This window comes from Nonomuraea sp. NPDC001636 (assembly GCF_040298265.1).
Taxonomy (GTDB): domain Bacteria; phylum Actinomycetota; class Actinomycetes; order Streptosporangiales; family Streptosporangiaceae; genus Nonomuraea.
In genome coordinates this window covers 16,285-27,363 of the sequence record NZ_JBEOZT010000005.1, presented here as the reverse complement: position 1 = coordinate 27,363, position 11,079 = coordinate 16,285, and the positions used below count along the sequence as shown (strand labels likewise).

10 protein-coding genes are annotated in these 11,079 nt (G+C 70.1%); 6 read left to right on the top strand and 4 right to left on the bottom strand.

Annotation, left to right across the window (positions count from 1 at the left end; genetic code table 11):
• Positions 1–6: 6 nt before the first annotated feature.
• Complete coding sequence (nudC, locus tag ABT158_RS12260) at positions 7–981, top strand: NAD(+) diphosphatase (RefSeq protein WP_352352824.1); 975 nt, start codon at positions 7–9, stop codon at positions 979–981.
• Here nudC and ABT158_RS12255 read toward each other — a convergent pair whose 3' ends face one another.
• Together ABT158_RS12255 and ABT158_RS12250 are read right to left on the bottom strand one after the other, a co-directional pair.
• Positions 982–1,230 carry a mycoredoxin gene (locus ABT158_RS12255; protein WP_352352823.1) on the bottom strand — a complete coding sequence of 83 codons (249 nt, stop codon included), beginning with the start codon at positions 1,228–1,230 and terminating at the stop codon, positions 982–984.
• 84 nt (positions 1,231–1,314) lie between these two features.
• The gene (locus tag ABT158_RS12250; protein ID WP_352352822.1) at positions 1,315–2,211 is read right to left on the bottom strand and encodes an alpha/beta hydrolase; all 897 of its coding nucleotides are present in this window, start codon (positions 2,209–2,211) and stop codon (positions 1,315–1,317) included.
• Positions 2,212–2,365: 154 nt separating this feature from the next.
• Between ABT158_RS12250 and ABT158_RS12245 the strand changes: the two genes are divergently transcribed.
• From ABT158_RS12245 to ABT158_RS12225, 5 genes are all read left to right on the top strand, one after another.
• Positions 2,366–4,399, top strand: coding sequence for an ATP-dependent DNA helicase UvrD2 (locus tag ABT158_RS12245; RefSeq protein WP_352353136.1), 2,034 nt, complete (start codon positions 2,366–2,368; stop codon positions 4,397–4,399).
• A 156-nt stretch (positions 4,400–4,555) separates the two neighbouring features.
• The gene (locus ABT158_RS12240; RefSeq protein ID WP_352352821.1) at positions 4,556–5,425 is read left to right on the top strand and encodes an acyl-CoA thioesterase; all 870 of its coding nucleotides are present in this window, start codon (positions 4,556–4,558) and stop codon (positions 5,423–5,425) included.
• Between the two features lie 547 nt (positions 5,426–5,972).
• Positions 5,973–6,242: a WhiB family transcriptional regulator gene (locus ABT158_RS12235; RefSeq protein WP_125636897.1), complete on the top strand. Its 270-nt coding sequence runs from the start codon at positions 5,973–5,975 to the stop codon at positions 6,240–6,242.
• 1,067 nt (positions 6,243–7,309) lie between these two features.
• Complete coding sequence (locus tag ABT158_RS12230) at positions 7,310–7,753, top strand: helix-turn-helix transcriptional regulator (RefSeq protein WP_352352820.1); 444 nt, start codon at positions 7,310–7,312, stop codon at positions 7,751–7,753.
• A gap of 20 nt (positions 7,754–7,773) precedes the next feature.
• On the top strand, positions 7,774–8,190 hold the full coding sequence (locus tag ABT158_RS12225) for a VOC family protein (protein ID WP_352352819.1): 417 nt from the start codon (positions 7,774–7,776) through the stop codon (positions 8,188–8,190).
• 66 nt (positions 8,191–8,256) lie between these two features.
• Here ABT158_RS12225 and ABT158_RS12220 read toward each other — a convergent pair whose 3' ends face one another.
• The gene (locus ABT158_RS12220; protein ID WP_502911516.1) at positions 8,257–9,549 is read right to left on the bottom strand and encodes an ABC1 kinase family protein; all 1,293 of its coding nucleotides are present in this window, start codon (positions 9,547–9,549) and stop codon (positions 8,257–8,259) included.
• Positions 9,550–9,654: 105 nt separating this feature from the next.
• Entirely contained in the window at positions 9,655–10,998 is a 1,344-nt protein-coding gene (locus ABT158_RS12215; protein ID WP_352352818.1) for a ThiF family adenylyltransferase, read from the bottom strand.
• Positions 10,999–11,079 lie beyond the last annotated feature (81 nt).

Below are 11,079 nucleotides of genomic sequence, written 5' to 3'. Positions count from 1 at the left end.
CGGCCAGTGGAAAAGACCGCGGAAGAGCAACTCATCGGCCCACTGCTCCTGGCACGGGGGACCATCGACAGATCGTCGGCGCTGCGTGCCGACGACAGATGGCTGGAGAAGGCGTGGGCCGACCCCGGGACCAGGGTGCTGGTGATCGACGACGGCCACACTCTGGTGCGGCGGGCCGGCGACGAGGTGCACGCGGTGCTCTACACCTCCGCCGAGGCGCCGCCGGGTGAGCGTTACCTGCTCGGCGTCGAGGGCGGCACCGCCTACTTCGCGGTGGCCGCGCCGCTGCCCGGCACGCCGGTCGGCGACCTCAACGGCCGGGTGACGATGCCGATGAGCCTGAACGACACGCCTGAAGGCCGCCCGGTGCCGGCGGGCCTGCGCCAGGTGGGCGGGCTGCTCGGCGACCGCGACGCGGGCCTGCTGGTCCACGCGGTGGCGCTGGAGGCCTGGCACGCCACCCACCAGTTCTGCCCCCGCTGCGGCGCCCGTACGGCGGTGCAGGCCGGCGGCCACGTCCGGGTGTGCCCGAAGGACGCCAGTCAGCACTTCCCGCGCGTCGACCCGGCGGTCATCATGCTGATCAGGGACGAGGACGACCGCTGCCTGCTGGCCCGCGGCCCCCAGTGGCCCGAGGGGCGCCTGTCGATCCTGGCGGGCTTCGTGGAGCCGGGCGAGTCCCTGGAGTACGCGGTGGTCCGCGAGGTCGCCGAAGAGGTCGGCGTCCACGTCGTCAACCCGCGCTACCTGGGCAGCCAGCCCTGGCCGTTCCCGCGCAGCCTCATGCTCGGCTTCTTCGCCGACGCCACCACGACCGCGCTGACCCCCGACGCCGACGAGATCGCCGAGGCGCGCTGGTTCACCCGCGACGAGCTGGTGGCCGCGCTCCGGTCGGGCGAGGTGCGCCTGCCGCCCCCGGTGTCGATAGCCCGCCGCCTGATCGAGACGTGGTACGGCGGCGAGCTCATCGGCGACTGGTGATCAGCCCGCGCCGAGCAGGTCCTTGACCTCCCGGGCAGAGGGGTTGGTCCGGACGATCCGGCCGTGGGCGGTCTCGATCACCACGGTCGGAACGGTCTGGTTGCCGTTGTTGACGCTCATGACGAATTCGGCGGCGGCCGGGTCGCGCTCGATGTCGACCTCCTTGAACGCGATGCCTTCGCGGGCGAGCTGGGACTTCAGCCGCTTACAGGGGCCGCACCAGGTAGTGCTGTAGACCGTGAGCGCCATGTCGGGTTGTCCCTCCAAGGTCAGGAAATCAGGCGCTCGGTGCAACAACGCGGAGGCGCCCGCTTAATCCCTACCCGGGGCCCTCTAACCGATGCGCTCGGCGATCCAGGCCTGCACCCGCTCGGCCACGCCCGGCTCCCGGTACAGGGGAGCGCTGTGGTTGGTGCCCGGCGCCGTCATGATCGTCATCGGCACGCCCACCTGGCCGAGCATCTGCTTGAGCAGCTGGCTCTGCGTCGGCGGCACGAACTCGTCCTCGGAGTGCACCGTGAGCATCGGGGCGTCCTTGGCGCTGGCGTGCCAGGCCACCTCCATGCTCGCCCACACGCGCGAGCACTTGCCCTTGGGCTCGCAGCCGCCGGCCAGCCGGATCGCCGCCTCGCGCAGCTTGCGCTTGTCGGGGTTCGTGGTCTTCTCGCCGTCGGCGTACGCGCGCAGCGGCGAGATGATCGGCGACAGCCCGACCACGCCCTTCAGCCCGGCGATGCCGTTGCCGTACGTGCCGACCGAGGCGGCGATGTGCCCGCCCGCCGAGAAGCCGACGACGACGTACTTGCTCGCGTCGAAGGCCCAGCGGTCGGCGTGCTTGCGCGCCAGGGCGATGGCGGCCAGCGCGTCGGTGCGCTGCGCCGGCCAGGCGGCCTCGCCGGAGAGGCGGTAGTTCAGGTTGAAGACCGTGTACCCGAGGTCGGCGTAGCTACGGGTGATCTCCTTCATGTACTTCTTGTCGCCGCCGGACCACCAGCCGCCGTGGATCAGGAAGACGCCGGGACGCTTCTGGCCGTCGGGCGTCCACCACACGTCCATGTCCTGGTTGCGCAGGCGGCCGTAGGAAAGGGTCTCCGTGGCCAGCCCGCCGAGGCCGTCGGGGTCTGTGGGATTGGTCACCACGGGGACGGGCGGCTCGGCCGCGAACGCGACGGCAGGTGTGAGCGCCACGGCAGCGAGCACCAGCGCGCCCGCGAAAACCGCTGTTCGCACGGCCTTCCTTTCCCCCATGCGGCATGGTCGGCCCCATTGCGGGGGAAGAGACCATTCCTTTGCATCTCGGTGACTATGAACATACGTCGGGCCGCATGTTGCCAGAATAAAGTGCTTCGGCGCCACTTGCGGGGAGGAAGATCGGGTGAACAGCGTGGATGACGTCCTCAGCGGCCTCGACCCGGAACAGCGGGAGGTCGCCGAGGCGGTGCGCGGCCCGGTGTGCGTGCTCGCCGGCGCCGGCACGGGCAAGACCAGGGCGATCACCCATCGCATCGCCCACGCCGTGCGCAGCGGGGTGGTCGACGCGTCCAGCGTGCTGGCGGTGACGTTCACCACCCGGGCGGCGGGGGAGTTGCGGCAGCGGCTGCGGGCGCTGGGGGCGCCGGGCGTCCAGGCCCGTACGTTCCACGCGGCCGCCCTGCGCCAGCTCACCTACTTCTGGCCGCGGGTGATCGGCGGCGAGGCCCCTTCGGTCATCGAGTCGAAGTTGCCGGTGCTGGTCGAAGCCTGCCGCCAGATCCGGAAAAATCCCGACCGGTCCGAGTTGCGGGACATCGCGGCCGAGGTCGAATGGGCCAAGGTCTCCCAGATCGGCCCCGAAGACTACGTGGCCGCCGCCGCCAAGCACCACCGCACGCCGCCCGGCTCGCCGGAGGAGGTGGCCCGGCTCTACGACTCGTACGAGCGCATCCGCCGCGAACGCCACCTGGTCGACTTCGAGACCATCCTCGAACTGACCGCGGCCGTGATGACCGAGCACCAGGAGGTCGCGGCCCAGATCCGCCAGCAGTACCGCTACTTCGTCGTGGACGAGTTCCAGGACGTCAACCCGCTCCAGAAGCTCCTGCTCGACACCTGGCTCGGCGGCCGGGACGACATCTGCGTGGTCGGCGACCCCAACCAGACCATCTATTCGTTCACCGGCGCCAGCCCCCGCTACCTCACCAACTTCGCCGTCGAGCACCCGAAGGCCGCCGTCATCAGGCTGGTGCGCGACTACCGTTCCACCCCGCAGGTCGTGAACCTGGCCAACCTGGTCATCGCCAAGTCCAAGACCCCCAACCGCCTCGAACTCATCGCCCAGCGCCCCGACGGCCCCAAACCGGTCTTCTCCGACTACGACGACGAGCCCGCCGAGGCCGCCGGCGTCGCGCGGGCCATCAGGAAGCTGCTGGACAAGGGGGTGCCCTCGCGCGAGATCGCGGTGCTGTTCCGGGTCAACTCCCAGTCGGAGTCCTACGAGGAGGCCCTGTCCAAGGCCGAGATCCCGTACGTGCTGCGCGGCGCCGAGCGGTTCTTCGAGCGTCCGGAGGTGCGGCAGGCGGTCGTGCTGCTGCGCGGCGCCGCGCGGTCGGCCGCGGGCGAGCCGCTGGCCTCGGAGGTGCACCACATCCTGACCGGGGTCGGCCTGACCCCCTCCGCGCCCGGCGGCGGCAAGGCCAGGGAGAAGTGGGAGTCGCTGAAGGCGCTGGCCGACCTGGCCGAGGACATGGCCGCCGAGGGCGCCGACCTGCCCGCGTTCGTCGCCGAGCTGGAACGCCGCGCCTCCGAGCAGCACGCGCCGCCGGTGGAGGGCGTCACGCTCGCCTCGCTGCACGCCGCCAAGGGCCTGGAGTGGGACGCGGTCTTCCTGGTCGGCGTCACCGACGGCATGCTGCCGATCATCTACGCCGAGACCCCCGAGCAGATCGAGGAGGAGCGGCGGCTGCTCTACGTCGGCGTCACCCGCGCCCGCGAACACCTGTCGATCTCCTGGGCGCTGGCCCGCGCGCCCGGCGGGCGCAAGAGCCGCCGTCCCTCTCGCTTCCTCGACGGGCTCACCGGCCGCGCCTCGACGCCGCCCCGCATGACGACTCCGGCCGGCGAACGCCGCACGGTCGCCGCGCCGGTGAGCTGCCGGGTGTGCGCCAAGACGCTGGTGGCCGCCGCCGAGCAGAAGCTCGGCCGCTGCGCGACCTGTCCCGCCGACTACGACGAGGCCCTGCTCGAACGCCTCAAGGTCTGGCGCACGGCCACCGCCAAGGAGGCCAAGATCCCGCCGTACGTCGTCTTCACCGACGTCACCCTCCAGGCCATCGCCGAACGCGCGCCGGCCACCGAGCAGGAGCTGCTGTCGATCGCCGGCATCGGCCGGGTCAAGGTCGACCGCTACGGCGAGGCCGTCCTCGGCCTGTGCCGCGGGTGAGATCCCTCACGTACGTCCGGCCCCCTCGCGCGTGAGCCCCTTCCCCACCGGGCGAAACGGCGGGACGGGGGCATTCCGGCAAGGCAGGGCGGGTTTGGGGGAACAGGCGTGGCACGTCAGACTTGTCCATGGAAGATTCGTCTGTGAGGGGGCCCTGTGAACGAGGCGCTGAAGGAGCTGCTCGACCTGCTCGACCTTGAGCAGATCGAGCTCGACATCTTCCGGGGCAGAAGCCCGGAGGAGCGCATCCAGCGCGTCTTCGGCGGCCAGGTGGCCGCGCAGGCCCTCGTGGCGGCCGGTCGCACCGTCCCCAAGGACCGGCACGTCCACTCGTTGCACGCCTACTTCATCAGGCCGGGCGACCCGTCCATCCCCATCGTCTACAACGTCGAGCGCCTGCGCGACGGCCGGTCGTTCACCACCCGCCGGATCGTCGCCGTCCAGCACGGCAAGGCGATCTTCACGATGTCGGCCTCGTTCCACATCTTCGAGGAGGGCGTGGAGCACCAGGCGTCGGTGGCGCCGGTCGTGCCCGCCCCCGAGACGCTGCCGACGTTCCAGGACAGGATGTCGGAGGTGCTGGGCGACCACCCCGAGCTGCGGGAGTGGCTCTCGCGCCCGCGCCCCGTGGACGCCCGCTACGTCTCGCCCCTGACGTGGGAGGCGCACCTCAACCCCGAGCTGCGCAGCGCCCAGACCAACGTGTGGTTCCGCTACGACGCCGACCTGCCCGACGACCCCCTGCTGCACGTCGTGCTGGCCGCGTACGCCTCGGACTTCACGCTCGTGGACACGATCCTGCTGGCCCACGGGATGGCCTGGGGAGCCTCGAACGTGATCGGCGCGTCCCTGGACCACGCGATGTGGTTCCACCGCCCGTTCCGCGCCGACGACTGGCTCCTGTACGCCCAGGAGGCCCCCTGGTCGGCGGGGGCTCGGGGGCTCGCGCGCGGCGAGATGTTCACCGCGTCGGGCGAGCTCGTGGTCTCCGTCGTCCAGGAGGCGATGATCCGCGTGGCGAAGTAGTCGGTTCGCAGCACGTTGTGACACCGTGGTTGTGTCACAAAATCGCAGGTAGAAAATATGTTGCCCCTTCCCGGCTTCCCGGTTTAGGGTCATGGACAAGCGAGTCGGACACTCCTGTTTCCGACGATCTGATGAGTGGAGGTGAGCCCCGGTGATGAGCATCCAGATGTCGGCCACGCAGTGGCTCGCTTCCGCGTGCCGTGACTCGGTGAGGCTCGCCGATGGGCCGGCCAAGCTGCGGCAGGAGAAGTCTGCCCGTATCCAGGCCCCCGCCGTCCGTGCGAGGGCTCACGCGGGTGTCGCCGCTCCGCAAGGCGTTCCTGTCTATGGCGCAGGTATCGCTGCCCCGACCAACCAGCTCACCAAGGGTGGACTGTGCGGTCCGCAACCCTGGAGGGATGCTCCGGTCATAACCTGACCGGCACATAGCAGCCCCCAGGCCGCGGATCCGCACACAGGATCCGCGGCCTCTTTGTTTTTCCGCGATCCCCGACCACCTCCGAGGTGCCCGACCAAGATCAAAAAGCTCGATCAAAAGGAGAAGCAGATGGGGGCCAAGACGATCATGGACCTGATCGACGAAGCCAAGATCCCCTGTCGTACCGACCCTGACCTGTGGTTCGCAGAGTCACCCGAGGACGTCGAGTTCGCCAAGGCTCTCTGCGGCGGCTGCCCGATCCAGCAGGCCTGCCTGGCCCGCGCGCTGGAGCGCGAGGAGCCCTGGGGCGTCTGGGGCGGCGAACTGATCCTCAGGGGAACCGTTGTTCCCCGCAAGCGTCCGCGCGGGCGTCCCCGCAAGCACCCGGTCGCTGCCTGACCACCCACCAGCCCGACGAGCGAGAGAGAACAAGAACACCGATGAGCACTTCTTCCACCAGGAGCCTGGCCGTGCCGTATCTGTTTCATGACTTGGTCAACGACCGAATACAAACTCTCCACCGCGAAGCGGAGGAGCAGCGTCTCATCCTTCGCGTAAGCCGCGTACAGCGGGCGCGACGCGAGGTCAAGCGGGCCAACGACCGCTTGCGGAAGGCGCTGAGCCAGCAGGTGTGATCGAGGAGGTCCTGCCGCCGGCGCAGGATCTCCTGATCCCCACCTGCCTCCGAAGAGCCGGGCGCACCCAGCGCCCGGCTCTTTCCATGCCCGGACGTCTCCGTTCTGCCGGGTGTGCTGCGGGATCTGTGCGCTCAGTGCGATGTGCTGGGGTTGTCGGCAATCTGTGGGGTGAGTCGCGGGACCTCTGCGGCCGACCAGGTGAGGTGCGGGACCTCTGCGCTCCGCCCGGTGAGCCCGCGAGTTGTCTGCGCTCAGCGCGGTGAGCTGCGGAGTGTCTGCGTCCTGTCGGGTGAGCTGCGGGATCCTTGTGCTCCGGCCGGTGAGCCCGCGGGTTGTCTGCGTTCAGCGCGGTGAGCTGCGGAGTGTCTGCGTCCTGTCGCGTGAGCTGCGGGATCCTTGTGCTCCGGCCGGTGAGCCCGCGGGTTGTCTGTGCTCAGCGCGGTGAGCTGCGGAGTCTCTGCGTGATGTCGGGTGTGTCGCGGGACCCACGCGCTCTATCGGGTGAGCTGCGGGATCTTTGTGCTACGTCCGGTGAGCTGCGGGACGCCTGTGCTCTGTCGGGTGTCGCGGGATCCACGCGCTCTGTCGGTGAGCTGCGGTCCGGGCGCCTCGGAGTACGGCGCAGCCTGCAATTGAGGGCCTTGGCCCGTCTGTCTCTTTCCGTGATTCGCGATCCGGATCTCGGGCGGTCTTGCGGTTGGGAACCTGACCTTCGATGTCTGGCTCTTTCCGGCACATCGGACTCGTGCCGGAGAGGGCTCGTGAGGGCGGAGAGTGTGTTGTGAGCTGGGTGGCCGGCGGTCCCGGCCGAGCTCGGGCCGACGTACGATGGCGCATGTGACCAGCAGACCCGCCGAAGCGCAGCACCTGCGTGACCTCGCCCTGCTGCGCCGCGTCCGCGACCGCATCGACCGCGACTACGCCCAGCCGCTCGACGTCGAGGCGCTGGCCCGCGGCGTGAACATGTCAGCCGGCCACCTCAGCCGCGAGTTCCGCCGCGCGTACGGCGAGGCCCCGTACGGCTACCTGATGACCCGCCGCATCGAACGCGCGATGGCGCTCCTGCGCCGCGGCGACATGAGCGTCACCGAGGTCTGCTTCGCGGTCGGCTGTTCCTCGCTCGGCAGCTTCAGCACCCGCTTCGCCGAGTTGGTCGGCGTGCCACCCAGCGTCTACCGTCGCCGCGCGGCGAGCGCGACCGCGGGGATGCCGTCGTGCGTGGCGAAACAGGTGACCAGACCCATCAGGAACCGAGAGACCGCGCTTACCTGACCCCAATTAGCGTGACTTCCATGGACATCACCATCCACTCCAGCTTCCTCCCCCATACCGACCCGGAAGCCTCCCTGGCCTTCTACCGTGACGCCCTCGGCTTCGAGGTACGCAACGACGTCGGCTACAAGGGGATGCGCTGGCTCACGGTGGGCCCCGCCGGCCAGCCGGACACCTCCATCGTCCTGCAACCACCGGTCGCGAACGGCTACGGCATCACCGACGACGAACGCCGCACCATCACCGAAATGATGGCCAAGGGCACCTACGCCGGCGTGAACCTCGCCACCACCGACCTCGACGCCACCTTCGAACGCCTGAAGGCCAGCGGCGCCGAGATCGTCCAGGAGCCGATGGACCAGCCGTACGGCGTCCGCGACTGCGCCGTCCGCGACCCTTCCGGCAACCTCATCCGCATCCAGGAACGCCACCCCTGACCGCCCCCCGGCACCATCACCCTGGACGTGTCCTTTGTGCCGTCCCCTGACCCGCGTCCCGCCTGATCACCCGATCGCCAGTGCCTCGCCGTTCGGGTCGTCGGCGAAGCCCGGAACCCAGCGGATCACCTCGTCACGGAAACGCGCCGTGGTGCCGAGCTGGCAGAGAACCCCGACACCGGCCGCATGCACCCGATGGATGAGCACGTACGACGGCGGCAGGTTGAGCTGGCGAACCACGTTCGTCGGGCGGAGATCGGTGACACTGGCCGCCTGGGCCTGCAGCCACTCCCGGCTGAAGGTGAACTCCTCCACGGCCGTCGGCTCCACGTACGGCGCCAGGAAAGCGCGCAGGGCGTCGGGGTCGATGTCGATGTCCTGACGGATGAAGCCCTCGTCACGGAGGCCCGTCATCACGGTGTCCATGTCGCCCTGGTTGAAGATGCGCGTGAGCTGCCCGAAGACCTTCGGATAGCCGCCGGGCAGGCGGTTGACCGCGCCGAAGTCGAGGACGCCGAGCTTGCCGTTGGCCAGCACGCGGAAGTTGCCCGGATGGGGATCGGCGTGCAGCATGCCGACCCGGGCAGGCGAGCAGAACAGGAACCGGACGAACAGCAGCCCCGCGTGATCACGCTCCTCCTTGCTGCCCTCGGTGATCACCCGCGACAGGGGAGTGCCGTCCATCCACTCGCTGACCAGCACCATCTCGTTGGCCGCCACCACATCCGGGACGTGGAAGTCGGGATCGCCGTTGTACTCCAGCGCGAAGGCGTGCTGGGCCTCGGCCTCACGCAGGTAGTCGAGCTCCTCGGCGATCCGCTCGCGCAGCTCGGCCAGCAGCGCCTTCATGTCGAGGCCGGGCAGCAGCGCCCCGAACATCTTTCCCAGCCGGGCCAGCTGCGTGAAGTCGCCGAGCAGCGCCTTGCCCGCCCCCGGGTACTGGATCTTGACGGCCACCTCGCGCCCGTCGTTCCAGACGGCCTTGTGCACCTGGCCGATCGAGGCGGCGGCCGTGGGCCGGTCGTCGAACGAGAGGAAGTGCTTGCGCCAATCGTCCCCCAGCTGCTCGGCGAGCACCTTGTGGACGGTGGCGACCGGCAGCGGAGGAGCGGCGTCCTGGAGTTTCGTCAAGGTCGCCCGGTAGGGGCCGACGATCTCCGGCGGAAGCGCCGCCTCGAAGATCGACAGTGCCTGGCCGAGCTTCATCGCCCCGCCCTTGAGCTCACCGAGCACCTTGAAGATCTGCTCGGCGGTGCGCTGCTGAACCTCCTGGGCCACGATTTCTGCTGATTTGCCGCCGATGCGCTTGCCGAGGCCGAGGGCGGCCCGCCCGGCGAACCCGAGTGGAAGGGTGGCCAACTTGGCTGAACGGGTGACTGCCCGGCGCGGAAGATCGCTCACACTCATGCGCGGAACCTCGCCCGAGATGCCGCTTCCCCCCTTCGTGGTCGTCCCCTGAGCACGTCAGTCGCTGGTAGGTGACACGTCCATTGTTAGCGAATAAGGATTGTTTCGCATACAACGACATTGCGGATGACCACTCCACGACCGTCTTTTCCAGCACCAATCAGGCATTACGTCCATTGTGCCGTTCGTCACAGAGGACGCCCGGCCTTCGAGATGAGCAAGCGCCTGGCCGGTCGCCGCGGCCGCGACGAGCGTGGCGAGAGTCGTGTCGCAGGCGATCTCGCCGGGCGGATAGCCGCCCAGCCTGGCAGTGACGATCGGCCAGGCGGGATCGTGGTCGCGGCGCGTCAGGTCGAGACAGTGCAGGCACGTCGTCTCACCGGGAAACACCAGCGGGCCGACGGACCCGTGCCCCTCGAAGGCCGACACCAGCAGATGCGGGATGCCGAAGTCGGCCAGCTCGTTGACCAGCACCCCGTCCAAAGGCCCCACGGGCGCGAGGACGGCGAGGTCGGGACGCGCCGTGCCGTCCCCCAGATGCGGAGCTCCGGCCAGGACATTGGACGACGGAACGACGTCCGGGCTCACCTCCCCAGGAGTAGGCGGCACAGCGGGAGAGACCCGCGCGGCGGCGGTGCCGGACGGCGTGCCCCCCGGCCGCCTGGGCCGTGCGGTCGTGCCGCCGGACGGCGACGGCGCCCCGCGGGCGGGCCGGCCGATGGCGTCACCAGCAGGTGTCACGCTCCGGCCGGTGGGGCGAGGGGATGAGGTGCGATCGCGCGGAGGCGGAACGACCGGCGCGTTCTTCGGCGGGGGAGCGAGCAGCCGCCGGGCGACCGCCGCCGCGCCCTCCTCCCGGGACAGCCCCACCTCGGCCCACGTCAGCCCGCCCGGCGTGATGTCCCCAGGCCGGACCGGCCCGGGATCGACCACCCGGATGTCGCCGACCCCACCGGCCGCGAGCAGGGCGACGATCTGCGCCCCCACGCGCCCGGCCCCGTAGACCCTGACCTTCGCCTCCCGCCGACGCCGAAGCAGCTCGACACCGCCCTCGGGGCTGTTGGAGGCCAGGTCGAGCGCGTCGAGGTCGGGTTTCAGCCGATCCCGCTCGGCGAGGGACAGCTCCCGCAGCGGCGCCGGGAACGGCCCGGCGTCGTGCAGGGCGCCCCGCGTGGCGAGGTAGTCGAGCAGAGCCTGGGCGCACGGCTCGTCGAGGCCGGCCGCCGCCGCGTCGCGCATCACCCGGCGCAGGTCGCGGGTGCCGTCGAGCCCCTCGATCCACTGACGCACCGATCTCGTCAGGCCGGTCAGCGTGATGGCCCGGAGGGGATGCACGCCGTACTGCAGGGTGTGCTCGTCGCGGAGGATTCGCCGGAGGGCCGGCTTCACACGTGGCCTCATGGCCGGAAGGTTCGCACGTCCGACCAAGATCCCGAGCCGGTTCAGCGCCGCCTGTGGACAACCTCCGACCGCGACGCCAAC

Excerpts from the sequence above, each read along its gene's own strand:
- ABT158_RS12255 (WP_352352823.1), bottom strand. The coding sequence starts at position 1,230 with ATGGCGCTCACGGTCTACAGCACTACCTGGTGCGGCCCCTGTAAGCGG.
- ABT158_RS12235 (WP_125636897.1), top strand. The coding sequence starts at position 5,973 with ATGGGGGCCAAGACGATCATGGACCTGATCGACGAAGCCAAGATCCCC.
- ABT158_RS12230 (WP_352352820.1), top strand. The coding sequence starts at position 7,310 with ATGGCGCATGTGACCAGCAGACCCGCCGAAGCGCAGCACCTGCGTGAC.
- ABT158_RS12225 (WP_352352819.1), top strand. The coding sequence starts at position 7,774 with ATGGACATCACCATCCACTCCAGCTTCCTCCCCCATACCGACCCGGAA.
- ABT158_RS12215 (WP_352352818.1), bottom strand. The coding sequence starts at position 10,998 with ATGAGGCCACGTGTGAAGCCGGCCCTCCGGCGAATCCTCCGCGACGAG.